The following is a 23,706-nucleotide window of genomic DNA, read 5'->3' on the forward strand; positions in this document are numbered from 1 at the left end:
CCGCCGCGGATTCTCCACCCCGCGTACGGACGGACCATCAGCAGCATCCACCGGCACGAGGCCGATCCTCACCCGAGCGCACCCGTGCCCCTTCGCGACGCCGTCCAAACCCTCCCGCAGGCCGTTCCGGCGTGGTCGACGTCCGAATCATCAGTCGTACCCGAATACCAACAAGTCCCGGGGTCACCAAACCGAGCAACGAGGAGAGAAATTGACATCGAACGCCACGCATGGATCGGTCCGAAACTATGACCGTCTATTGATCGGGGGTGAGTGGCGGACACCGTCGAGTGACACGAAGATTGATGTCATCTCCCCGACCACGGAACAGGTCATTGCCCGGGTCGCGGCAGCGGAGCGCGAAGATATCGACGCAGCGGTCGCCGAGGCGCGGATAGCTTTCGACGAGGGACCGTGGCCATCGATGACTCCTGCCGAACGTGCCGAGTACCTGGTCCGATTGTGTACGGAGATCGAAAGCCGCCTTGAGGATATGGCCGCCGCGTTCACTGCCGACGTCGGTGCGCCCGTGTCCATCTCCTTGTGGGGTCAGCAACTCGCGTTGCCCGTCCTCAACGACGCCATCACCGTCCACGAAAGATTCCCCTTCGAAGAGGTGCGGGAATGGGACGCGGCCCGCAAAGTGAAAATCGTCCGGGAACCGATCGGAGTCGTGGCCGCGGTGATCCCGTGGAACGGCCCCGTGGCCGGAGCGGTCAACAAAATCGCACCCGCGCTGGTCGCTGGATGCACTGTCATTCTCAAGCCGGCCGAAGAAGGCTTGGGCAGCATCATGATATTGGCGGATGCCCTCGTTGCCGCAGGCTTCCCCCCTGGCGTGATCAGTGTTCTTCCGGCCACTCGTGAGATCGGTGAATACCTGGTGACCCATGACGGCGTCGATAAAGTCGCCTTCACCGGGAGTACCGCTGCAGGCCGGCGCATCGGGGCACTCTGCGGCGAACTCGTGCGCCCGGTCACGCTCGAACTGGGCGGTAAATCGGCTGCAATCATCGCCGACGACCTTCCGTTGGAGCAGGTACTTCCGACGTTGATCCAGTCGGGGTTCGGACACAATGGCCAGGTGTGCGCCGCTCTGACACGGATCCTCGTCCCGCGCGAACGGCAGGATGAACTCATCGCCGCTTTAAAGTTCGCAAGCACCCAGTTCAAGGTCGGTGATCCCAGCGATCCGACGACGATGTTCGGTCCCGTGGTGTCCGAGCGCCAACGTGACCGTATCGAGGAGTACATCGAGATCGGTAGGACGGAAGGCGCCGAAATTGCGGTGGGCGGTCAACGTCCGGACATCCCTCGAGGCTGGTTCGTCGAGCCGACAGTCTTTGCCAACGTTGACAACAGCATGCGCATCGCCCAGGAGGAGATCTTTGGTCCGGTCCTAGTCGTCATCCCCTTCGACAGCATCGATCATGCCGTCGAGATCGCGAACGATTCCAAATACGGCCTATCCGGCGCGGTCTTCGCCAAGGACAACGCACTCGCCGAGCAGATCGCGCGCCGCATCCGTACGGGCCAAGTCGGCGTGAACATGTGGGACCTGTGCACGGTCCAACCGTTCGGTGGATACAAGGAGTCCGGGCTGGGCCGGGAGGGCAGTGTCGAAGGGCTGTCGACATTCCTTGAGACCAAGGTATTGATGATGACCTCCGACTGAGGAACCGCCGAGATCCGGCGAGCCGGCGTCCCCGTCACCACCCTGCCGACGAGGACGCCGCTTCAGCCGTTGTCACGTCGGTCATCGTTGATAGGAGCGCTTTCAGACGCCGCTGAGTAGGCACAGGGCACAGCGAGTCGATCAGCTCTGCGGACCGGTTAATCGATGACTACGGCATCGCGAACATTGACTTTCACGATCGCGGAATGATCGATAGCCCCTCGAAGATTAATTCGACCAACTGATCGGCTCGGTTGACAGTCGACTCCGATCGCTCTTCGATATCGACCCAGTAGACGATTCCGTTAAGCATCCCCAATATGGTGAACGCAACTATCGCGGCGTCATACCCGCGCGCGAATTCCCCGATCCGTTGTCCCTCCTCGATGATGTCAGTGACTAAAGCGACCCACTCTGCGCTGATTTCAGTCACATGAGCCAGCTGAAAATCATCCAGGTGTTTCATTTCCTCGAGGAACACTAAATACTCGGTATGGAAGATGACGACCAACTCCGCATAGCCGACGACGACCGCAGCCATGCGTTCAGTCGGCGAACCGCGCAGTGCCACCAATTCGTTGAAGCGCTCTCGACTGACATCGATGAGGGCCTTACCAACCTCGTACAGAAGCCCCTGTTTCGTACCGAAATAGCTGTACAGTGTCCTTTTCGTCACGCCCGCCTGGAGCGCGACTTCGTCCGCTGTGGCGACCGGCCACCCCTTCCGGCCGAAAAGATCCGTCGCTGCGGCCAACATGGCCCGGCGCCGACGCTCAACAGCCTCCGACGTCGTCATCGCGTTTTCTTTCCACTCGACAATTCGATGGGGTCTCCGGCGGTTCGCATTCACCTCGCGCTCCCGGCCAACCGGTGTCAAGGATGCACCGAACCGAGTTCTTTGAATGCGGTCGGCAATGCCTACAGTGAGAGCCTCGTACTTACAGCTTACATGCGCTCAAGTTATCCCGGAGAATATCCGGCAGCAAAGTCACATCGATGATCCGCGTCGGATCCGTCGCCTCGGATCAATGCTGCTTTGCTCACCAACTGCCAGCGGGCGCGCGGCGAACACCATTTCGTGGCGCTGTTTGCTGCCCCCCGAAACACCGATCTCCCGCTTCGGAGGCCCCCCGCCAACCGGCGATGGCTACGCGGTCCAACTCACCGCATCGCCGCCAATCTGGACGGCACACAGGGCTCCGATACGGACAGCTCCGACGGATGTCGCCTTCACGGTCGGCGCCAGTGTACCGTCCGACGGGTGGCATCGCTCTAACTCTGACCTCGTTGTGATTCGAGATGAAGAGGAAGCCAATGGGCCCGCCTACCCAGTGGCCGCACTTCGGGAGCGTTGCAGCATCGAACGCCCGAAGCCACCCCTCGACCTTTTTCGTCGACCTCACGCGCAGCATCCCGGAGCCCCGGGCGACACCCGCCTCAGCCTTCAGCCCACGATGCTCGCAGCACCTCAACCATGTCATCGACGATGCCGGCCGCACTCGGGTTCGCTGCCATCGCCCAGAAGAAGCCATGCAGCATTCCGTCGAATCGGCGCGCCGTCACGTCAACACCCGCATCCCGCAGCCGGGCCGCGTAGGCTTCCCCTTCATCACGGAGCGGGTCGTATTCGGCTGTGGCGACGTACGCGGGCGGCAGGTCCGCGAACGACCGGGCACGCATCGGGCACACATATGGGTCGTCACCGACGTCCTGCGCACCGAGGTAGTGCGCCCAGAACCAGATCATGTTGGGTTTGGTGAGCACGTAGCCTTCGGCATTCTCCCGATACGACGGCGTGTCGAAGTTGAAATCGACGATCGGGTAGATCAGCAGCTGCGCGGAGATCGCCGGGCCACCGCGGTCCCGAGCCGCCAGTGCGACGGCCGCCGCCAAGTTGCCGCCCGCGCTGTCGCCGGACACTGCGATCTGGCCGGGAATGCCGCCGATCTCCGCCGCATGTTCGGCGACCCAGGCGGTCGCCGCGTAGCTGTCGTCGAATGCCGCCGGGTAGCGGTGTTCCGGGGCGAGACGGTAGTCGACGGAGACCACGATGGCCTCCGCGGCCTTGGCGAGAACCCGCAACGGGCGATCCGGGACATCGAGATCGCCCAGCACCCATCCCCCGCCGTGGAAGTACACCACCACGGGCAGCGGCCTCCCGCCGCCCGGGTTGTAGATCCGAACCGGGATCTCCCCAGCCGGTCCGGGCACCGTGCGGTTTATCACGGCGGCCATTTCTACCGCTTCCCCTTGCAGGGCAACTAATCCCTCGCGGCCGGACATCCTTGCCCGAGGAACCGTCTGTTCCTCATAGGCATGGACGCCGGCCTGCTTCAGTGCGTCGAGCAGTCGCTGGGATTCGGGGTGTAACGCCATTGGGCCCTCCAAGCCGATATTACGGTGAGTGAACTAATTTGACAGGAATTACAACGATTAGATTGACCGACCAACAGATCAACTCAACGCTGCCGTCAGGTCGAGCTGCCGCGACTCGTGATAATGAATCAATTTGAGCTCACCGTCGACAACGTGCAAGACCATGGTCATTCGCATGCCACCGCTGATCGGCTTTGAGAACCCTTTGGCGAAGATGTCGAATGACACTCGGCCGAAGAGGATGACCGCGCCGCCGACCTCACTGACATCGAAACCCAGGTCCTCGAAGCCGGATACCCGATCGACCAGAGTCGGTGCGGTATCCCAATATCTTTCGATTTCATCCCAGCCGGCGAGCGCCTCGGCGTTCTCCTCCGCCTGATAGATGAGACCCGGGTAGCTGCGATCCCAGAGATTCTTCATGGCCTCGCCGTCCACTGACCGCCAAGCCGTCTTCCACCGTTCGTACAATGCGCCAGCCGCTGTCTTCATGAACCGATCATTTCTGGGAACTTCGCGCGACGGCCGAGACCTCAAAACGCTGCTTGTCCAGGATCAGGCGAGGAACCGGGATCAGTTCGGCTGCCGGGGTCGCCTGCGGCAGTACCTCGAGTTTGACACTGATCATCGTAGCCAGATCCTGATTGAACGCCTCCGCGCTCGAGTCATCCGGATCGGTGACGAAGTAAATGACGAGGTGGATGAGGTCTTGATCGGTACAACCCACCTCCTCCAGGCACCGTTTGAGGTTCTCGAACGCCAGCCGGCACTGATCCTCGAACGACTCCTTCAGCAGCACCATCTCCGAACCGGTCGCGAACTGACCGGAGATCCGCACCGTCGTGCCGTCGTCAACGGCCCACGCGAACCCTGGCAAGTCATAGAGAAAGTCCGGGTTGTGGAATTTCAAAGTGGTCACAATACCTTCTTTCACAGAGAGAGTTTCGATCTGGAAACTGTGTTGAGGAATCCCTACAGCAGGTTCTGGGGTACCTGCTCGACCCCGAGCTCCGTCCGGTACTGGCTCGGGACCTTCGCCGCTTTAGCCTTGAAGTGTGGAATCACATATTTACCGAGGGTCTCGATGCTGCGCATGTTCTGCTCGTGGCCGTAACCGTCGACGCGGAATACCACCTCGTTGAAGCCCAGCGCCTGAAGGCGCTCGATGGTCTTGATAAATCTGTCGGGCTCTCCCACTACGACCAGCGGCGTCTTGTCCATCACGTAGTCGAGGTCGTACCGGTTTTGGTACACGTCTTGGATCTGGCCCAAGTCCTTGTAGCTCTCCGAGGCCTTGGCCAACGGCGTGTACATGCGGTCGCCCAGAGAGATGAATCCCTCGACGATGTGCCGTGCGGTATCCCGCGCCCGATCGTCGTCGGGATCGCAGTTCGCGATGATTGCGAATCCCATAGATTTGTTGACGGGGTACGGGGCGAACGGTTTCGCGTCTTTGCTCGCCTCTTGATATGCCTGGGCACATTTCTCGATGTAATCCCAGCCCGCGCCGTTGTCATTCATCACGACGCCCAGGCCGCTACTGCCCGCGAGCGTCATCGTGTCGAAGCTGGTGCCGATCACCGAGACTGGAAACAGCTCGTCCCTGTAGAGCCGGGGGGTGACCGTCCGTGGCGGTATCTGGTAGTGCTTTCCGTTGAATTCGAACGGATTCTCGGTCAGGGCCCGAATGGTCGCCTCGGTCCCCTCGCGCCACATTTCACGTGTTTCGTTGGGGTTTATGCCGAAGACATCAATCGTGAAGGGGCTGTTAGACCGGGCCGTACACAGTTCGACGCGGCCGTGCGAGATGATGTCCAGGCTCGCCAACCGCTCGGCATTCCGCACCGGGTGGTTGAACGGAAGCATCACCATCGACAGGAACCTCAGTTTGATCCGGCTCGTCCGAGCCGCCAGCGCGGCGAAGAAGACTTCCGGCGCGGAGATGCTACTGGTCGTCGGCAGGAAGTGCTGTTCTGAGATGCCCCAGAAGTCGAACCCCAACGAATCCGCAAATGCAGCTTCCTCCAACTGCTCGTGGTAGCGGTGGTAATGGGTCATACCCTCTGGGGTATCCGCTTCAGCCAAAAAACCAAATTTCACGATCGCTCTCCAGTTTGTCCAGGTTGAGGTGCACTGACGGGCCGGTATACTGCCGTGGAGTTGAAGCTATATGAGCTGACCACCCGAGTCAAGTTCTTTTTCGATTTTGGTCCCCGCGCATCGCGCCGAGCGGTGCCTGTGCCGTATCGGTAGGGCTCGACTCGCTAACCGACTGTGCCGGAACATGATCCAGTGGACATAACGAAGGTTGTGGTGGCTGCGCGGCCCAATGACCGATCGAACCGGCCGCGCCGAGCACTCCGCGCGGACCTGGACACAAGACGGCCGACCTCGCTGTGGTCCCCTTCACTATTCGTATCGGCCGGAACCCCGCCGGACGATGAACGACTACGTGGGGTACCGAAGCCGTCGACATCGCGGCCGTCCCAGACGGACGATCTCGCGGTAGCACGGGTTGTCCACCCACGCGACCCCACGCTGCCATTCCGCCGCGCGGCGGACCCGCCGTCGTTCGGCCAGCGAGGTCAGGTGCGCGACTGCCCTCACTGCCCTCCGGACCCGGTCACGGCTCCCGGCCCGGAAACAACGATGTTCGCTTGGTGCGGTTCTCGCCCGGTCTCAAGCGTGTTCCGGGTCCCTGCCTCCCCCGCGGCAGGCTAGGCTGACGGCCATGCACAGTGTTTCGGGACAACCCGATTCCGCACTTTCTGCCGCATCGGCTGCGCTACGGGATCGCGTCCTCACCACCGCTGCAGAGCTTTTCGCCCGCAAGAGCTTTGCCGCCACGACAACCGAGGAGATCGCGGAAGCGGTTCAGGAACTCCGGGGCACCGTCTACTACCACTTGAAGAACAAGCAATCGATCCTGGAGACGATTCAGCAACGCCTGATGGACAACCTGATGGGGGAGCTGACCGCGATCCAACAGGAAGAAGATGTTCCCGCCACCGAGCGGCTGACCCGCATGGTGACGGTGTTCACCCAGTTCGCCACCAAGTACCCCAATGAATTCGCGACGTCGCTGGAGGGCCTGAAGTATCTATCCGGGCGCGCCCGAAAAAAGGCTGAACACCGCGCGGACGCCGTTTGCCTGATCCTCGTCGACGCGATCGAGGATGTTCTGGCCGAGACCAACAACGACACCGTCGACAGTGTCGTGGCCGCCACGGCGATTTTCTACACACTTGCCACGGTGTACCGCTGGTACCGGCCCCGTGGTCGCCTGAAGCGGAGCGAATTCAACAGCGAGGTCACCCGCCTGCTGCTAACGGGTCTTGTTGACCGTTAGGCCGTTGAGCACCAATTCGGCCATCTGAGCTGCGATATCCGCCCGCGCCCACGTGGTGCCCTCCCGGCGGATCCAATACACCATCCCGTTGAGCATCCCCAGAATCGTGAAAGTCGCGACAATCGCATCGAGTTCGGTATCGAAATCACCCGATTCCTGCCCTTCCTCCACGATTCGACGGACCAGGGCCACCCACTCATCACTGATCTCCGAAACGTGAACCAACTGGGCGTCGTCTAGATGCTTCATCTCCTCGAGGAACACCACGTACTCGACGCGAAAGGTGAAGATCAAATCCGTATAGCCGGCGACAACAGTGCGCATCATCTCGGCCGGTGGCCCATCGATGTCCGATAGCTCCTCGTACCGTTGCCGGCTAACATCGATGATCGACTTCCCCACCTCGTACAGGAGACCCTGCTTGGTCCCGAAGTAGCTGTACAGGGTTCGTTTCGTTATCCCCGCGGCCAGAGCGATCTCATCCGCTGTGGCCACAGGCCAGCCCTTGCGTCCGAACAGGTCCGTGGCTGCGGCTAGCGCCGCTCGCCTCCTGCGTTGCGTGGCTTCTGAAGTCATTGCAGAAATCCTTCCCGGAGGTACCTTACTCGGACACCACCGCGTGGGACCCCGCGCGACAGATACTCGGCAGGTTAACGTGGGGATAAAGGGCCCGCCGCTAGGACATCTCGACACCATACGGTGCTGGCGGAACGCCACATGACACGTTCGGTCCCCTCCGTCCCGCTGCACCGGGATCGGAATGGGAAGGATGTCCGCAGCGAGTCCCGATCACCGCACCGCAGGTGGTCGATTCGAAGGGGTGCATCTCCCTGGGCGGCATCGTCGGTCGACGGTCTTCGTTTCACCCGATCGCTGGTCTCAACACGGAACGGCGATAACGCTCAGATCAACGACCGAGGTACGTTGTCGACGCCGAGCTCGGTGCGGTACTGGCTCGGGACGACCGCCTTCTTCGCCTTGAAGTGCGGGATCACGTACTTCCCGATCATTTCGATGTTCCGCATGTTCTGTTCATGCCCGTACCCGTCAATGCGCATGGCGACCTCGTCGAACCCGAGCGCCTCGAGCCGCTCGATGGTCTCGATGAATTTCTCTGGCGTTCCCAGCAGAACTGTGGGTGTCTTGTCCATGACGTAGTCGAGATCGTGGCGATTCTCGTAAACATCCTGCAACTGAGCGAAGGCAGAATAAGTGTCCGATGCCTTGACCAGCGGAGCATACATCCGGTTACCGAGCGCGATGAACCCCTCGGCGATGTGGCGTGCGGTCTCATAGGCACGCTCGACGTCGGCGTCGCAGTTCGCTGTCGCGAAAGCATAGGCGAGCGAGTTGGTCACCGGATACGGCGCGAAGGGCTTCGCGTCGGCGATCGCGGCCTTGTAGAGTTCGGCGCACTTCTCGATATACCCCCAACCGCCCCAGCTGTCGTGTGTTACCACGCCGAGGCCGTTCTCACCGGCAATTTTGCACGATTCCAGGCTAGTTCCGATAACCATGACCGGGAACATCTCGTCCCGGTACAACTTGGGCGTGACCGAACGCGGCGGGATCTTGTAGTGCTTGCCGTTGAACTCGAACGGGTCCTCGACGAGGGCTCGGATCGTTGCTTCGGTCCCCTCCCGCCACAGCTCCCGGGTGTCGTTGGGATCGACGCCGAAGACGTCGAGGGTGAACGGGCTGTTCGACCTGGCTGTGCACAGTTCGATTCGACCATCCGACAGAATGTCCAAGGTCGCCAACCGTTCCGCCACCCGGACCGGGTGATTGAACGGCAGCATCACGATCGACAGGAACCGCAGCTTGATCCGGCTCGTCCGCGCAGCCACGGCTGCGAAAAAAGTCTCGGGGGCGGAGATGGTGCTCGTTGTCGGCAGGAAGTGCTGTTCCGAGATACCCCAGAAGTCGAACCCCAGCGAGTCGGCGAACGCCGCCTCCTCCAACTGCTCGTGATAGCGGTGGTAGTGGGTCATCCCGTCCGGAGTGTCTGCCTCACTCAGGGTGCCGAATCTCACGTTGTCCTCCTGCGATGACGCTGCAACTTTTTGATACTGACTTGCCAGTGCAATATGATAACTATCACAGTAACGTCGGTATGTGGCGAAGGTCAAGCACCGCAGACTCGTGACCCACGCGTAGCTCTTCAGCTGGGGATATGCTGGACCTCATCCTGGCTCGCGAGGCGAACACCATAACCGCCACCTCGCGCTAGAGCCGGGATACGGCGTCGGTGACGAATTGGCTGTTTGTCTACTCGGTATACCAAGCTGACGTTTCCGACACCGCTGGTCGGGGCGTCGGTTCGGCCGAAAGCTGCGTAGTTCTCCGGCTGAAATGTGAGCAGTGTGATTACGAGGTTGAGTCTGCCCGACGGCCGGCTTTGACGAAGAGCAGCGACTCAATCGCGGTGTGTTTGACCCAGTGGCTGGCGCCTTTAGCGCGATGAATTCGGCGTGGTGGATGATGCGGTCAAGCTTTCGGCGACGGTCTGGTCACCGAACGCTCTGCCCCAGCCGCTGAACGGCGGGGTGGGGATGAAGATCAACGAAGCACGTTCGTAGCGACTACTGACGAGTTGCAGAACAGGTTCGTGATGGCTTGCTCGAAGGGTCTGGACCATCGAAGAACCGCCTCCTGGGCCAATCAGAGGAGACGAGCACCACTCGGGAGGCGGGGAGTTTCGCATGCCGGGAACAGGAGGAAAATATTAACTTTCGTTCAGGGTAAACGCAGAACTGATACTAGTTCTCCGTGATAACCACAAGAAACGCCGCCGTGTGGTTCTCCGAACCGTAAGGCCCCCGCCCCCGATGTCGGTCCGGTGTGCAAATCTGATCATCGACAACCGAACACGGAAGAGGATGACCATGAGACGGCTGCTCGCACCTCTGATCGGCGCGGTGATCGCCGCCGTCGCCTTCGCCGGCGCCGCCAACGCGATCCCCGACCAGGGCACGCCGGAGTTCGACAACTACATGCAGGGCCTGGAGCGCAACGGGTTCCACCTGAACCCGGACACCGCGTGGCGGGTCGCCCACCAGGCCTGTGAGGGCGGCGTTCCCGGTCTGATCGGCTGGGAGTTGACCGCGCAGGGCGTGATCGGCCCCGGCGCCAACCAGCGCCTGCTCGACGTGGCTCGTCAGTACGCCTGCCCGGTGCAGTAGCGCCCGCGGCACCGGCCCGAGCGGTCCGCCCGCTGGCCGCATCAGCGACGCGGCGCAGGTCAGCGCCGGTTCGGGTAGGGTCGCCGGCAACAGCCGCCGGCCGCGTCCGATCGGCCGGATTCCGGCGTATCCGAAGGTAAGGAGCACCGTTGATCCCACTGTCCGAGGTGTTGAGCGAGCTGGCCGAGCGGGTCAAGCGTTTCGAGGATTCATTCACCGACACCGCCGAGAAGGGCAAGGCGGCGCTGCAGTCCCGTCGGCAGGAGCTCGAGGACGAGTTCGAGCGCAAGAAGCAGGAATTCGACGACGCGGTCACCCAGGCGCAGGAGGGGTCGCGCAGCTGGTGGGCGGAGACCAAGACCGCGGTGGAGCGGCAGGTCACCGCGATGCGGGCCGACTTCGAGCAGTGGCAGCAGGATCTGAAGGGCAAGAACGCCGAGCGGGCCGCGGAGAACGCGGAAGAGAACGCCTCGGCCGCGATGGCGTTGGCCAACTACTTCCTCAACGCCGCCGAATGGGCGGCGGTCCAGGCCCGGCTAGCCCGGGCCGAAGCCGACGAGCCCTCCGGCACCACCGACTGACACCACCGGCCGGTCGCGCCGGGGCCAAATGTCGCCGGCCGGGGCCAAATTAAGGGGAATTACCTACCCGCGGCGCCGTTAGCGTTTGGCGCATGACACAGCTACTGGGATTCCCCTCCCCCGCCGAGGTGGCCGCACAGACCCCGGCCGACCGGGACCGCGCGATCGACGTCATCCGCATCGTGTCGCTCGTCGGGGTGGTCGCCGGCCACACGATCATGGCGACCAGCGTGATCCGCGATCAGGTGTTCCACTGGGACAACCTGCTCACCACCTCGGTGGTGTTTCAGGCGTTGACCTGGGTTTTCCAGATCATGCCGCTGTTCTTCTTCGCCGGGGCGGCCGCCTGCGTGCAGTCCTGGCGGCCCGGCGCCAGCTGGGGCGGGTGGCTGCTGCGGCGCGCCACCCGGCTGTACCGGCCGGTCTTCTACTACCTGGCGTTCTGGGCGGCGGCGCTCACCGCGCTGCGGCTGCTGCTGCCGGTCGACGTCTACCGGCCGATCGCCGGGATCAGTGTGCAACTGCTGTGGTTCCTCGGCGCCTACATGCTGGTGCTCGCCGCGGTGCCGCTGCTATACCGCATCACCAGCGTCGGTCGCCTGGCCGCCGGGGTGGCCGGGGTGTACCTGCTGATCGGGGTGGTCGACGCGGTGCGGCTGCACGCCGCCGACGCCACCGGCGCGCCGGGCGCGCCGCTGCTGGGCTATCTGAACATGAGCGTGTGGCTGATCCCCGGGATGCTGGGGGTGGCCTACCGGCGCCGGCTGCTCGACGCCCGCACCGGCTTCCGCGCCGGGCTGGGGATGCTGGCGGTCAACCTGGCGTTGCTGGTTGCCGGCCCCTACGAGTTGAGCCTGGTCGGCATCGAAGGCCAGCGCATGGCCAACATGTCCCCGCCGTCGCTGCTGTTGGCCGGCCACGCGATCATGATGTGCTGCTTCGCCATCGCCGCCGCCCCGGCGATCACCCGGTGGGCGCAGCGCCCGCGGGTGTGGTGGCTGGCTGCGATCGGCAACTCCGGCGCGATGACGCTCTACCTGTGGCACATGCCCGCGCTGCTCGCCGTCCATCTGGTCTTCGACTACCTGGGGTTGGCCCGCTACCCCGGCGAGCCGCACCTGACCGCCCTTAGTGTGGCGCAGGTGGCGGTGATGGCGGTGCTGGTGGCCGTCCTGTTCGTGACGTTGCAGCCGATCGAGAACACGCCGCTGCCGGGGTGGGACGGCGGCTCGGTGCGCACGCCGGGCGCACGCAGCGCGGCGGTCGGTGCGCTGCTGTGTGTGGCGGGGGCCGCCACCCTGGTCTCGGTGAAGTGGGGACTCAAGGACGACGGGCTCTACTGCATGGCGGTGCTGTTGACCGCGCTGGTCACCGCCCGGCTGCTGGCCGCCGGGGACCGCGCCGCGACGCTCAGTACCGCCCCGGCGGCGCCCCGTAGAGATGCTCGATCGGCAGCGTCAGCAGCACCCGCCGGTCGGTGACCATGGCCTGGCGGTACTCGTCCCAGTCGGGGTGCTCCCCGGCGATATGGCGGTACAGCTCGACCAGGCCGGCCACGGTGGCGTCGTCGGCCGCGGCGGCCGGCGGGGTCAGCTGCGCGGTGCCCTCGGCAACCGCGTAAGACCAGCCGTCATCGGAGGACACCAGCAGTGAGGCGCGCGGGTCGCGGCGCAGGTTGCGGGTCTTGGCCCGCGGCTCGGTGACCGAGACCCGGATGAGCTGTTCGCGGGGGTCGAAGTGGTAGGACACGTTGGACAACTGCGGCCGGCCGTCCCGTTTGAGGGTGGCCAGCACACCCAGTGAATTGCCGCCGATCACCGCCAACAGCTTGTCGTCGAAGACCTGGCGTGTCATACCGGAAATCCTACGTCGCCGCGCGGCCTACGATCCGGTCATGACCGGCGAGTGTTACGCGCTGTTCCTGCGCGGCGTCAACGTCGGCGGCATCCGGATCGCGATGGCCGACGTCGCCGCGACGCTCACCGACGCCGGGTTCACCGCCGTGCGCACCGTGCTGGCCAGCGGCAACGTCGTCGCCGAGTCGCCGGCGCCGGTGCAGTCGGTGCGGGAGCGCGCCGAAGCGGCGCTGCGCGACCGGTTCGGCTACGAGGCGTGGGTGTTGGCTTACCCGCTGGCCACCGTCGCCGACATCGTCGCCGCCTACCCGTTCGCACCGGAGGTCGACGGCTTTCACTCCTATGTCACCTTCGTCGCCGACCCGGCCGTGCTCGAGGAGCTGGCGGCGCTCGAGAGCCCCGACGAGCGGATCGCACGCGGCGACGGTGTCCTCTACTGGCAGGTACCCAAAGCCGCCACCCTGGACAGCGCGATCGGCAAGACGATGGGGAAGGCGCGCTACAAGGCGTCGACCACCACCCGCAATCTGCGGACGCTGAACAAGGTGCTGGCCGGGTAGGGTCGCTAATCGATGAGCCCCACTAAACACCCGGTCACGCTCGACGGTGTCTCGGAGACGGCGTTGATGACGCTGAACTCCCGGGCCCGCGAGGCAGCCCGCCCCGACGCCATCCTCGACGACCCGATGGCGATCCGGCTGGTCGAGTCCATCGACTACGACTTCGCCAAATTCGGCCGCACCCGCCAGGACATGGCGTTGCGCGCCCGGGCCTTCGACACCCACACCCGCCGCTACCTGGACCGGCACCCCGAAGCGACGGTGGTCGCGCTGGCCGAAGGGTTGCAGACCAGCTTCTGGCGCCTCGACGCCGCCATCCCCGACGCCCGCTTCCGCTGGCTGACCGTGGACCTGCCGCCAGTGGTCGAGGTGCGCTCCCGGCTGCTGCCGGCCTCCCCGCGGATCACCGCGCGTGCCCAGTCCGCGCTGGATTACAGCTGGATGGACCACGTCGACACCGACCGGGGCGTGTTCATCACCGCCGAAGGGCTGTTGATGTACCTGCAGCCCGAGCAGGCGCTGGGCTTGATCGCCGAATGCGCGCGCCGCTTCCCGGGCGCGCAGATGCTGTTCGACCTGGCGCCGCTGTGGCTGTCGGCGTTGAGCCGCTCCGGGCTGGGGCTGCGGCCCTCCCGCCGCTACCGGGTGCCGCCGATGCCGTTCAGCCGCCCGGCGCATGCGCTGGCCGAACTGCTCATGACGCTGCCCGGGGTGCAGACCGTGCACGACCTGCGGCTGCCCCGCGGGCGCGGCCCGGTGTTCAACACGCTGCTGGGGATGAGCTACTCGGTGCCGCTGCTGGACGGGCTGCGCGGGGCGCTGACGCTGGTGGACTTCGCCGAGTCGAACGCGGCGTCGAGGTAACGCCGCGCCTCGGCGTGGCCCAACCCCACCCGACGCACCGCATCGGCGTATGCGGCCGCGGCGGCGGCCATCGCCGTGTCGGTGGGGTCGGTGCGGGCGACGAACGTGCCCAGCCGGCGGCGGGTCTCCACGATGCCGGCCGCCTCCAGCTCCCGGTAGGCCCGCGCCACGGTGTTCACCGCCAACCGCAGCTCACCGGCCAACTCCCGGACCGTCGGCAGCCGGGTGCCCGGTGGCAGCGTTCCGTCGCGCACCCCGTCGATGACCTGGACCCGGATCTGGTCGAACAGCGGTGCCGTGTCCGACGGGTCGATGCGCAGCCACCGCGCCAGCTCCATCTGCCCAGTATCGCAGCGGTTCGCTAGGTTGGGGTCATGCGAATAGCGGTGCTCAGCGGCGCGGGCATCTCCGCGGAGAGCGGGGTGCCGACGTTCCGGGACGACAAGAACGGCCTGTGGGCCCGCTTCGACCCCTACGAGTTGTCCAGCATCCAGGGCTGGCAGCAGCACCCCGAGCGGATCTGGGGCTGGTATCTGTGGCGCCACCACCTGGTCGGCCAGGTCGCCCCCAACGACGGGCATCGGGCGGTCGCGGCGTGGGAGGACCACGCTGAGGTCACCGTCGTCACCCAGAACGTGGACGACCTGCACGAACGGGCCGGCAGCAGCACCGTCCACCACCTGCACGGCAGCCTGTTCCGGTTCCGCTGCGCCGGCTGCGACGCGCCCTATCGCGGTGAACTTCCCGCGATGGCCGAGCCGGCGCTGGAGGTCGAGCCGCCGCTGTGCGGCTGCGGTGATCTGATCCGCCCCGACATCGTCTGGTTCGGCGAGCAGCTACCCACCGAGCCGTGGCAGCGGGCGGTCGAGGCGACCCAGACCGCCGACGTGGTGGTCGTGGTGGGGACCTCGTCGATCGTCTACCCGGCGGCGGGGCTGCCGGAGTTGGCGTTGGCGCGTGGCGCTGCGGTGGTGGAGGTCAACCCGGAGCCGACGCCGCTGTCCGGCAGCGCCAGCGCGGTGTTGCGCGAATCGGCCAGCGCGGCGCTACCGACCCTGCTGCAGCGGCTGCCCGAGCTGCTCGGCCGAAACTGACCCGTACCTGATCTAGGCCGCCGGCCGCTGCGCGCGACCGAGGACGAACTCCGAGACCGGCACCGGCGCCCAGGCCGGGAACTGCCGGCCGCGCCGGGAGTCCTCCGGGACGAACCCGGCGGCGACGATGGCCTGTTCGGTGTCGCGGTGGGTATGACAATTGCCGAACAGGCGCGGCCAGAACGTGGCGTCGACGACGCGTTGCAGCCCGCCGCGCGCCCCGGCGCTGGCCACGTGCTCGAAGTAGCGCAGCTCCCCGCCCGGCCGCAGCCGCGACAGCAGCTGCCGCAGCACCGCCTCGGGCTCCTGCACCGAACAGAGCACCAGTGAGCAGACGACCGCGTCGAACGGCTCGCCGGTCTCGACGGTTTCGATGGTGCCGGCCACCACCGTGACCGGCACCGGCGCGTCGGCCGCGGCGGCCACCGCCGCCTCGCGCAGCCGGGACTCCGGCTCGACGGCGACCACTTCCTGCACGGTGTCGGGGTAGAAGGCGAAGTTGGTGCCGGTTCCGGCACCGACCTCGAGCACCCGGCCGGAGAGCCCGGCGAGGTTCTCCCGGCGCCGATCGTGCAGCCACTCGGTCTCGTGGCTGGACAGGTAGGTCCACAGCCGCGCGAACAGCGGATTGTTCACGGTTGCGGTGTTGCTCACGGTTACCTCCCGACGGTGTCCTCACCGGCCACGATAGGCCTCACCGGTTCGGGCGGCTCGACCCGGTCCTCCGCGGCTTCGCTGATGCCGAACCGGTCGTGCAGCCGGGTCAGTGCGGCCGGGGCCCACCAGTTCCACCGGCCGAGGACGTGCATGAACGCCGGGACCAGCACCATCCGCACCAAGGTGGCGTCGGCCAGCACCGCCAGGGTCAGCCCCACCCCGAACATGCGCATGAACGACACCTGCGCCGCGATCAGCGCGGCGAACGAGATCGACATCACCAGCGCGGCGGCGGTGATCACCCGGCCGGTGCGGGCCAGCCCCAGCGCCACACTCTCGTCGTTGTCGGCGCTCGTGCGCCCCGAGGCCAGCCAGTACTCCCGGATCCGCGAGATCAAGAAGACCTCGTAGTCCATCGACAACCCGAAGGCGATGCAGAACAGCAGCACCGGGATGCTGACGACCAGCGTCCCGGTCGGGGTGGTACCCAGCGCGCCGAGGTGGCCGTCCTGGAAGATCCAGACCAGCGCGCCGAACGCCGCGGTCAACGACAGCACGTTGAGCATCAGCGCCTTGATCGGCAACACCACGCTGCCGGTGAGCAGGAACAGCAACACGAACGTGACCACCGCGATCGCGCCGAGCACCAGCGGGGTGCGCGCGATGATGGTGTCGACGATGTCGCGGTTGGTGGGGGCCAGCCCGGCCATCAACACCGTGCGCCCACCCGGCCCGGGGACCGCGTGCAACCGCTCCACCTGGTCGTCCGAGGCGTCGGAGAACAGTTCGGCGGCGCTGGTCACGGTGAGAAACGCGCTCCCGTCGGCCACCCCGGTCGGTGCGATCGGCGGCCCGGCCGGCCGGCCGTCGACGAATGCGCCTGCCGGGGTCGACACCGCCGTCACGTCGGGCACCTGCGACAGCTCGGCGCCGTAGCGCTGCAGGTCGGCCGGGTCGAGGCCGTCGGCGTCCGGGATCACCACCGTCACCGCGGTCGCCGAGTTGTCCTCGAAGCCGGTGCGCAACTCGTCGCCGACCTGGTGCGCCGACGCCGTCGGCGGCAGCACCCGCTCGTCGGGGAAACCCCACTTCACCCCGAGAAACGGCACCCCGAGAAACAGCAACAGCAGCACCACGGCGCCGCCGGTGGGCAGCCAGCGCCGGATCACGAACTTCGTCGAGCGATACCAGAACTGCTCCTGCACCGCGCGCGGCCGCGGTGGCGGTCGGCGCAGCAACCGGCGCGCCAGCCGCCGCACATCGAAGGCGTCGAGGCGGTCCCCGGCCAGCACGATCACCGCCGGGGTGATCACGATCGCGGCGGTGGCGGCGAAGGCGACCGCGGCGATGCCGGCGTAGGCGAACGACTTGAGGAAATACATCGGGAACAGCACCATCGCCGCCATCGACAGGGCGACGGTGATCGCCGAGAACACCACCGTGCGCCCGGCGGTGGCCAGGGTGCGTAGCACCGCGCGGTCGCGTTCGACGCCGGCGGCGATCTCGTCGCGGTAGCGGCTGACGATCAGCAGCGTGTAGTCGATCGCCAGGGCCAGGCCCATCGCGATCGTCAGGTTCAGCGCGAAGATCGACACGTCGGTCACCGCGCTGATCAGCCGCAGCACCGACATCGAGCCCACGATCGCCAGCGCGCCCACGGCCACCGGCAGGGCGGCCGCCAGCAGCCCGCCGAACACCCAGACCAGCACCAGGAAGCTCAGCGGGATCGCGATGGCTTCCATGCGCAGCAGGTCGTGCTCGGTCTGTTCGTTGATCTGGGCGTAGAGCATCGCCACCCCGCCCGCGCGCACCTGCACCCCGTCGCGGTCGTGCACCAGTTCGTCGGCGAGGGTTTTGGCGTAGCGCTGCGCGTGGGTCTCACCGCCGTCGAGGTTGGCCACGATGAGCCCGGACCGGCCGTCGCGGCTGATCAGCTCGGCGGCCGCGGCCGGCGGCGCGGTCCACGGCGAGGAGACGCTGAGCACCCACGGCGAGTGGTCCAGGTGTTCGACGATCTCGGTGCCCACACCGCGGGCCGGCGCCGCTTCGACGCCGTCGGGTGCGGTGAGCAGGATCAGCAGTTGCTGGTCGCTTTGGCCGAACTTCTCGGTCAGCAGCGCCGTCGCCCGACTCGATTCGGAGTGCGGGTCCTGGAACCCGCCCGCCGACAGGTTCTGGGCGACCGGGACGCCGAAGACGGCCGCGGCGACCATCAGCAGGGCGGCGACGGCGGTGACGCGCCGCGGCGCGGCGATGGCCAGCCGGGCGATCCGCTGCAACACCAGGTGTTTCTCCCCTCCGGCACCGTGCCCGGGCCGTTCGCCGCATCACCCGCCCGGCGGCCCGGATCGGGGCCTCACCGGCGGAAACCGGCGAACCCTACTCAAGGGTAGGAATTGCCACGGTTTTCCGAATCGTGACTCAATGATTCCTTAATAGTGACCCATACAGTTCAAGGCATGTGGATCGACGACTCAAGCTCAGACGTCATCAAGGTCGACTTCGACGCGCTCTACCACGGCGACGTGCTCGTGGAGGGTGACACCTCGGAGCAGTTTGGTGACGAGCTGACCCAGCCCGCCGCGTAGCCGACCCGCTCGCGGGCGCACCTGGCCCGCGACGCCGGTGACCGCGCGCAAGCGCGGTCACGCCCGTCTTCTCCCCGCCGTGTGTCACGGTTCGTCTCGGCCTGCTTTCTGCGCCCCGGTCCGCCGGGGCGTTTTTCGTTTGTCCGGGTCCGTGCCCCGGACCATGCCGCCCGCACCCGGCTGGTCATCCCTGAAATCGACACGCCAGCGGCGAAAAAGGCCGATTTTTGGCCCTCTGTGCCCGCTGACGCGTCGATTTCAGGGATATCGCCCAAGATCGGATGCCTCAGGCGCCTCGATCACGCCTCAGGCCCCTCCGATCACGCCGTCAGGCGACGTTCTCCTCGGCGTCGTCCACCACCATGTCCCCGAGCCGGCCGGTGATGAGGTCCTCGGCTTCGGCCACGATCCGCGAGATCAGTTCCTCGACGGTCGGGATGTCGTTGATCAGGCCCATCGCGGTGCCCACCGACCAGATGCCCGCGTCCAGGTCGCCGTCGTCGAAGACCTTCTTGCCGCGCACCCCGGAGACCAGGTCCTGCACGTCGGGGAACTGGCCACCCTTGTTGAGGATGTCGACGACCTCCCGCGACACCGCGTTGGAGGCGACCCGCGCGGTGTTGCGCAGCGGCCGGAAGATCAACTCGGTGTCCAGCTCGGTGCCGGCCACAATGGCTTCCTTGACGTTCTGGTGGATGCAGGACTCCACCGTGCACATGAACCGCGAGCCCATGTTGATCCCGTCGGCGCCCAGCGCGAGTGCGGCCACCAGGCCGCGGGCGTCGGCGAACCCACCGGAGGCGATCATCGGGATGTCGATCTTGGCGGCGGCCGCCGGGATGAGCACCAGGCCGGGGATGTCGTCCTCGCCGGGGTGACCGGCGCACTCGAACCCGTCGATGCTGATGCCGTCCACGCCCAGGCTCTGCGCCTTGACCGCGTGCCGCACCGAGGTGCACTTGTGCAGCACCTTGATCCCGTGCTCGTGGAACATCGGCAGGTGCGGCGCCGGGTTGGAGCCGGCGGTTTCCACGATCTTGATGCCGGAGTCGACGATGACCTGCCGGTACTCGTCGTACGGCGGCGGGTTGATCGTCGGCAGGATGGTCAGGTTGACCCCGAACGGCTTGTCGGTGAGCTGCCGGGTCCGCTCGATCTCCTTGGCCAGCTCCGCCGGGGTGGGCTGGGTCAGCGCGGTCAGGAAGCCCAGTCCGCCCGCGTTGGCGACCGCGGCCACCAGATCGGCGCGGCCGACCCACTGCATGCCGCCCTGCACGACCGGGTGTTCGATGCCGAACGTCTCGGTGAACTTCGTGGTCAGGCTCATTGTTGTCCTTCCTACCGGGGGGCCATCCGGATCGCGCCGTCCAGGCGGATCACCTCGCCGTTGAGCATCGGGTTGACCACGATGTGCTCGGCGAGCGCGCCGTACTCGTCGGGGTCGCCGAGGCGGGCCGGGTGCGGCACCTGGGCGCCCAGCGATTTCTGGGCCTCTTCGGGCAGCGAGCCCAGCAGCGGGGTCTTGAACAGCCCCGGCGCGATCGTGCACACCCGGATCAGCTCGCGGGCCAGATCCCGCGCGATCGGCAGGGTCATGCCGACCACCCCGCCCTTGGACGCGGAGTAGGCGGCCTGACCGATCTGGCCGTCGAACGCCGCCACCGAGGCGGTGTTGATGATGACGCCGCGCTCCTGGCTGTCGGCCGGGCCGATCGGGTCGGTCTTGGCGATCCGCTCGGCGGCCAGCCGCAGCACGTTGAAGGTCCCGACCAGGTTGACCTGCAGAACCTTGGTGAACTCCTCCAGCGGGAAGGCGCCGTTCTTGCTGACGGTCTTGATGGCGTTGCCGATCCCGGCGCAGTTGACGTTGATGCGCAGCGGGCCGAGCGACTCGGCCGTGTCGAGGGCCGCGGTGACCGCCTCGGCGTCGGTGACGTCGGCCTCGACGAATCGGGCCCGGTCACCGAGTTCCTTGACGGTGTCTTCGCCGCGCAGGTCGATCACCACGACCTGCGCACCGGCGTCGAGCAGGCGTTTGGTGGTCGCCAGGCCCAGGCCTGACGCACCGCCGGTGACGACGGCTACCGCGTCCTTGATCTCCACTGATGCGCTTCCTTCCTGCCGGCCGCCCCGCGGCCCGACCTACTGGTTGGTTGGACTATACCCAATCGTCGAGGACGGTCTCGTTGTCGGCTCCCGGCGCCGGCGGCGCGGTCGGCAGGTCCGGCTGGCTGCGGGAGAACCGCGGCGCCGGACGCGGCTGCAAGTGCCCGTCGACGTCGTAGAAGGTCGACCGCTCGCTGATGTGGTCGTCGCTTTCGACTTCCCCGAACGCCAGCACCGGGGTGACGCAGGCGTCGGAGCCGGCGAAGACGCCCGCCCAGTGGTCCCGGTCGTGTTCGGCGAACGCCGCGGTGAGCCGCTCCCGCAGCTCCGGCCAGCGGCTGAAGTCGTTCTGGGCGGGCAGGTCGTCGGGGTTGAGACCGAGCTTGGCCAGCATCTCGGCGTAGAACTGCGGCTCGATCGCCCCGACCGCGACGTGGCGCCCGTCGGCGCAGGTGTAGGTGTCGTAGTAGGGCGCGCCGGTGTCGAGCATGTTGGTGCCGCGCTCGTCGGTCCACATGCCCTGGGCGCGGAAGCTCCACATCATCGTCGAGAGCATCGCCGCGCCGTCGACCATCGCGGCGTCGATCACCTGGCCCTTGCCGGACTGCTGACGCTCCCACAGCGCGGCGAGGATCCCCACCAGCAAGAACAGCGACCCGCCGCCGAAGTCCCCGGCGAGGTTCAGCGGCGGCACCGGCCGCTCCCCCTTGCGGCCGATCGCGTGCAGCACGCCGTTGAGCGAGATGTAGTTGATGTCGTGGCCGGCCTGCAGCGCGCGCGGCCCGTCCTGCCCCCAGCCGGTCATCCGCCCGTAGATCAGCTTCTCGTTGACTTTCGCGCAGTCCTCCGGGCCCAGCCCCAACCGCTCGGTGACCCCGGGCCTAAAGCCTTCGATGAGGACGTCGGCCTTGGCGACCAGCCGCAGCACCAGATCGCGGCCCTCCGCGGATTTGAGGTCGGCGGTCACCGAGCGGCGGTTGCGCAGCATGGCGTCCTTGGCCGGGCCGGCCGGGCCGCGCGGCGGACGTTCGACGCGCACCACCTCCGCGCCCAGATCACCGAGGATCATCGCGGCGTGCGGGCCCGGCCCGATCCCCGCCAACTCGATCACGCGCAACCCTGCCAGTGGACCCGCCATACCCCGACCTCCTCGTCATCCGGTGTGTGCTGTGCATCATCGCAGCCGCGGTTGAGACCCCGACAACCCGTCCGCTTAAGGTGTGGCCCATGACTCCAGTGGACGACTTGACACCTGTCGACGGACTCGCCGTCGCCCTCGCCGACGGGGTGCTGTCGGTGACCATCGACCGCCCGGACAGCCTCAACTCGGTGACCCTGCCGGTGCTCGACGGGATCGCCGCGGCGATGGAGTCGGCCGCAAGCGACCCGCGGGTCAAGGTGGTGCGGCTCGGCGGCACCGGGCGCGGGTTCAGCTCCGGCGCCGGGATCGGCGCCGAGGACGCCGTCGACGGGGTCCCCACCGAGATCATCGTCGCCGCCAACCGCGCGGTGCGCGCGATCACCGCGCTGCCGCGCCCGGTGGTCGCGGTGGTGCAGGGCCCGGCCGCCGGGGTCGGGGTGTCGCTGGCGCTGGCCTGTGATCTGGTGCTCGCCTCGGAGAAGGCGTTCTTCCTGCTGGCGTTCACCAAGATCGGCCTGATGCCCGACGGCGGCGCCTCCGCACTGGTCGCCGCCGCGATCGGGCGGATCCGGGCGATGCGGATGGCGCTGCTGGCCGAGCGGCTGCCCGCCGCCGACGCCCTGGCCGAGGGCCTGGTGAGCGCGGTGTACCCGGCCGACGAGTTCGACGCCGAGGTGGACAAGGTGATCGGTGCGCTGATGGCCGGTCCGGCGGTGGCCCTGGCCCGCACCAAGCATGCGATCAACGCAGCCACCCTCACCGAGCTGGACGGCACGCTCGACCGCGAGTACGTGGGCCAGTCGCAGCTGCTGGCCGCCCACGACTTCCGCGAGGGCGTGCGGGCGTTTCAGGAGCAGCGGGCCGCCCGCTTCAGCGACTCCTGACCGCTCAGGCGAACAGCGGCGGGATCGCCAGCGCCACGATGAACCCCCACACCAGGTGGGTGAGCACCGGAGCGAGCACCCCGTTGGTGGCGCGCCGCTCCACCCCGCACACCAGCCCGAGGACCACCGCGACCAGGGCCAGCAGCCAGCTGCCCGCCACCAGGCTCACCGCGGCGAACAGCAGCGTCGACACCAGAACCGGGGCATAGCGCCCGAGTGCGGTGTAGACCGCGCCGCGGAAGAACATCTCCTCGGCGATCGCGGAGAGCACCACCAGGGCCAGCATCAACCGCGGGTTGCCGTGGTTGACGTACTCCATCAGCCGGGCGGTCGGCTCGGCGAGCGCCGGCAGTTGACGCGCGACCCAGGCCGCGAGCACGAACAGGCCGCCCAGCACCAGCCCGATCCCGGTCCCGGTGAACACCGGCCGCTCGTAGCGGCCGCGGAACCGCACCACACCGAGGTGCAGTGGCCCGGAGACCAGCGCCCCGGCGGCCCACAGCGCGGCCAGCCCGAGCATCATCCAGAAGAAGGCCGGCTCACCCGGGTCGCGGCCCAGCGCGCAGCGCAGCAGCACCGTCCCGCCGACGAGGACGACGGCGACGACGATCCGGCGACGCAGCCGCCACGCGGGTGGCTCGTTGTGCGGCACGGCCTTGGTGGTGATGATCGCACCGAACTCGCGGATCAGACCGGGCTGGCTCATGCCGCGCGCCTCCCTTACCGTCGCCGATCACCTCAACTTAAGTGACGGCAACGGCGTCCGGGGGCGAAACGGCGCGACGGTGAAGTG

Annotated in this window: 25 protein-coding genes and 1 pseudogene; 10 read left to right on the top strand and 16 right to left on the bottom strand. The window is 66.6% G+C overall.

What is annotated here, in order from left to right:
- Positions 1-211 precede the first annotated feature (211 nt).
- On the top strand, positions 212-1,675 hold the full coding sequence (locus tag A5643_RS15145) for an aldehyde dehydrogenase (RefSeq protein WP_066857274.1): 1,464 nt from the start codon (positions 212-214) through the stop codon (positions 1,673-1,675).
- A 193-nt stretch (positions 1,676-1,868) separates the two neighbouring features.
- Here the strand turns inward: A5643_RS15145 and A5643_RS15150 are convergent, their stop codons facing one another.
- The 5 genes from A5643_RS15150 to A5643_RS15170 all read right to left on the bottom strand — a co-directional run bounded on the left by A5643_RS15150 (position 1,869) and on the right by A5643_RS15170 (position 6,151).
- Positions 1,869-2,471 carry a TetR/AcrR family transcriptional regulator gene (locus A5643_RS15150; RefSeq protein WP_066857277.1) on the bottom strand — a complete coding sequence of 201 codons (603 nt, stop codon included), beginning with the start codon at positions 2,469-2,471 and terminating at the stop codon, positions 1,869-1,871.
- Between the two features lie 641 nt (positions 2,472-3,112).
- Entirely contained in the window at positions 3,113-4,051 is a 939-nt protein-coding gene (gene lipP1, locus A5643_RS15155; RefSeq protein WP_066857279.1) for a LipP1 family hormone-sensitive lipase, read from the bottom strand.
- Positions 4,052-4,129: 78 nt separating this feature from the next.
- Positions 4,130-4,543, bottom strand: a complete 414-nt coding sequence (locus tag A5643_RS15160) for a nuclear transport factor 2 family protein (RefSeq protein WP_082948985.1) — start codon at positions 4,541-4,543, stop codon at positions 4,130-4,132.
- A gap of 7 nt (positions 4,544-4,550) precedes the next feature.
- Entirely contained in the window at positions 4,551-4,970 is a 420-nt protein-coding gene (locus A5643_RS15165; RefSeq protein WP_066857285.1) for a RidA family protein, read from the bottom strand.
- Between the two features lie 53 nt (positions 4,971-5,023).
- The gene (locus A5643_RS15170; protein ID WP_286143669.1) at positions 5,024-6,151 is read right to left on the bottom strand and encodes an LLM class flavin-dependent oxidoreductase; all 1,128 of its coding nucleotides are present in this window, start codon (positions 6,149-6,151) and stop codon (positions 5,024-5,026) included.
- A gap of 631 nt (positions 6,152-6,782) precedes the next feature.
- Between A5643_RS15170 and A5643_RS15175 the strand changes: the two genes are divergently transcribed.
- On the top strand, positions 6,783-7,400 hold the full coding sequence (locus tag A5643_RS15175) for a TetR/AcrR family transcriptional regulator (RefSeq protein ID WP_066857292.1): 618 nt from the start codon (positions 6,783-6,785) through the stop codon (positions 7,398-7,400).
- Here the strand turns inward: A5643_RS15175 and A5643_RS15180 are convergent.
- From A5643_RS15180 to A5643_RS18945, 3 genes and pseudogenes are all read right to left on the bottom strand, one after another.
- Positions 7,377-7,976 carry a TetR/AcrR family transcriptional regulator gene (locus A5643_RS15180; protein ID WP_197497746.1) on the bottom strand — a complete coding sequence of 200 codons (600 nt, stop codon included), beginning with the start codon at positions 7,974-7,976 and terminating at the stop codon, positions 7,377-7,379. The genes A5643_RS15175 and A5643_RS15180 overlap by 24 nt on opposite strands.
- Positions 7,977-8,302: 326 nt before the next feature.
- The gene (locus tag A5643_RS15185; RefSeq protein WP_066857299.1) at positions 8,303-9,433 is read right to left on the bottom strand and encodes an LLM class flavin-dependent oxidoreductase; all 1,131 of its coding nucleotides are present in this window, start codon (positions 9,431-9,433) and stop codon (positions 8,303-8,305) included.
- 417 nt (positions 9,434-9,850) lie between these two features.
- A pseudogene (locus tag A5643_RS18945) lies at positions 9,851-10,028 on the bottom strand (ATP-binding protein); the annotation flags it as partial.
- A gap of 257 nt (positions 10,029-10,285) precedes the next feature.
- Here A5643_RS18945 and A5643_RS15190 point away from each other — a divergent pair.
- The 3 genes from A5643_RS15190 to A5643_RS15200 all read left to right on the top strand — a co-directional run bounded on the left by A5643_RS15190 (position 10,286) and on the right by A5643_RS15200 (position 12,644).
- Positions 10,286-10,582, top strand: a complete 297-nt coding sequence (locus A5643_RS15190; RefSeq protein WP_156628836.1) for a DUF732 domain-containing protein — start codon at positions 10,286-10,288, stop codon at positions 10,580-10,582.
- Between the two features lie 149 nt (positions 10,583-10,731).
- Positions 10,732-11,163, top strand: coding sequence for a hypothetical protein (locus A5643_RS15195; protein ID WP_066857305.1), 432 nt, complete (start codon positions 10,732-10,734; stop codon positions 11,161-11,163).
- Positions 11,164-11,255: 92 nt separating this feature from the next.
- Positions 11,256-12,644, top strand: coding sequence for an acyltransferase family protein (locus A5643_RS15200; protein WP_066857309.1), 1,389 nt, complete (start codon positions 11,256-11,258; stop codon positions 12,642-12,644).
- Here A5643_RS15200 and A5643_RS15205 read toward each other — a convergent pair.
- Entirely contained in the window at positions 12,574-13,017 is a 444-nt protein-coding gene (locus tag A5643_RS15205) for a PPOX class F420-dependent oxidoreductase (RefSeq protein ID WP_066857312.1), read from the bottom strand. The two genes, A5643_RS15200 and A5643_RS15205, sit on opposite strands and share 71 nt — an antisense overlap.
- A gap of 40 nt (positions 13,018-13,057) precedes the next feature.
- Here A5643_RS15205 and A5643_RS15210 point away from each other — a divergent pair, with 40 nt between their 5' ends.
- Together A5643_RS15210 and A5643_RS15215 are read left to right on the top strand one after the other, a co-directional pair.
- Positions 13,058-13,579 carry a DUF1697 domain-containing protein gene (locus A5643_RS15210; RefSeq protein ID WP_066857315.1) on the top strand — a complete coding sequence of 174 codons (522 nt, stop codon included), beginning with the start codon at positions 13,058-13,060 and terminating at the stop codon, positions 13,577-13,579.
- 12 nt (positions 13,580-13,591) lie between these two features.
- On the top strand, positions 13,592-14,443 hold the full coding sequence (locus A5643_RS15215) for a class I SAM-dependent methyltransferase (RefSeq protein WP_066857318.1): 852 nt from the start codon (positions 13,592-13,594) through the stop codon (positions 14,441-14,443).
- Here the strand turns inward: A5643_RS15215 and A5643_RS15220 are convergent.
- Complete coding sequence (locus tag A5643_RS15220) at positions 14,362-14,781, bottom strand: Rv1152 family transcriptional regulator (RefSeq protein WP_066857323.1); 420 nt, start codon at positions 14,779-14,781, stop codon at positions 14,362-14,364. The two genes, A5643_RS15215 and A5643_RS15220, sit on opposite strands and share 82 nt — an antisense overlap.
- 36 nt (positions 14,782-14,817) lie before the next feature.
- Between A5643_RS15220 and A5643_RS15225 the strand changes: the two genes are divergently transcribed.
- Entirely contained in the window at positions 14,818-15,537 is a 720-nt protein-coding gene (locus A5643_RS15225; RefSeq protein WP_066857325.1) for an NAD-dependent deacylase, read from the top strand.
- 12 nt (positions 15,538-15,549) lie between these two features.
- On the opposite strand, the gene A5643_RS15230 is transcribed toward A5643_RS15225, so the two are convergent.
- Together A5643_RS15230 and A5643_RS15235 are read right to left on the bottom strand one after the other, a co-directional pair.
- On the bottom strand, positions 15,550-16,191 hold the full coding sequence (locus A5643_RS15230; RefSeq protein ID WP_066857327.1) for a class I SAM-dependent methyltransferase: 642 nt from the start codon (positions 16,189-16,191) through the stop codon (positions 15,550-15,552).
- Positions 16,192-16,193: 2 nt separating this feature from the next.
- Positions 16,194-18,476 (bottom strand): MMPL family transporter, encoded by a 2,283-nt coding sequence (locus A5643_RS15235; RefSeq protein ID WP_066857330.1) that lies wholly within the window; start codon positions 18,474-18,476, stop codon positions 16,194-16,196.
- Between the two features lie 177 nt (positions 18,477-18,653).
- Between A5643_RS15235 and A5643_RS18885 the strand changes: the two genes are divergently transcribed.
- Positions 18,654-18,782 carry a hypothetical protein gene (locus A5643_RS18885; protein ID WP_109561980.1) on the top strand — a complete coding sequence of 43 codons (129 nt, stop codon included), beginning with the start codon at positions 18,654-18,656 and terminating at the stop codon, positions 18,780-18,782.
- Between the two features lie 328 nt (positions 18,783-19,110).
- Here A5643_RS18885 and A5643_RS15240 read toward each other — a convergent pair whose 3' ends face one another.
- Genes A5643_RS15240 through A5643_RS15250 form a run of 3 tightly spaced genes read right to left on the bottom strand, consistent with a single transcriptional unit; the run spans position 19,111 to position 22,026 of the window.
- On the bottom strand, positions 19,111-20,109 hold the full coding sequence (locus A5643_RS15240; RefSeq protein ID WP_066857333.1) for an NAD(P)H-dependent flavin oxidoreductase: 999 nt from the start codon (positions 20,107-20,109) through the stop codon (positions 19,111-19,113).
- A gap of 11 nt (positions 20,110-20,120) precedes the next feature.
- Positions 20,121-20,885, bottom strand: a complete 765-nt coding sequence (locus A5643_RS15245) for a 3-hydroxyacyl-CoA dehydrogenase (protein ID WP_066857336.1) — start codon at positions 20,883-20,885, stop codon at positions 20,121-20,123.
- Positions 20,886-20,940: 55 nt separating this feature from the next.
- A complete protein-coding gene (locus A5643_RS15250) occupies positions 20,941-22,026 on the bottom strand; it encodes a CaiB/BaiF CoA transferase family protein (RefSeq protein ID WP_066857338.1) in 1,086 nt (361 codons plus the stop codon).
- A gap of 89 nt (positions 22,027-22,115) precedes the next feature.
- Here A5643_RS15250 and A5643_RS15255 point away from each other — a divergent pair, with 89 nt between their 5' ends.
- Positions 22,116-22,913: an enoyl-CoA hydratase gene (locus A5643_RS15255; protein ID WP_066857340.1), complete on the top strand. Its 798-nt coding sequence runs from the start codon at positions 22,116-22,118 to the stop codon at positions 22,911-22,913.
- A 4-nt stretch (positions 22,914-22,917) separates the two neighbouring features.
- On the opposite strand, the gene A5643_RS15260 is transcribed toward A5643_RS15255, so the two are convergent.
- Positions 22,918-23,619 carry a CPBP family intramembrane glutamic endopeptidase gene (locus A5643_RS15260; RefSeq protein ID WP_066857342.1) on the bottom strand — a complete coding sequence of 234 codons (702 nt, stop codon included), beginning with the start codon at positions 23,617-23,619 and terminating at the stop codon, positions 22,918-22,920.
- Positions 23,620-23,706: the final 87 nt, after the last annotated feature.

Origin of the sequence: Mycobacterium sp. 1274756.6 (assembly GCF_001668625.1) — a bacterium.
In the GTDB taxonomy this organism is placed as follows: Bacteria; Actinomycetota; Actinomycetes; order Mycobacteriales; family Mycobacteriaceae; genus Mycobacterium.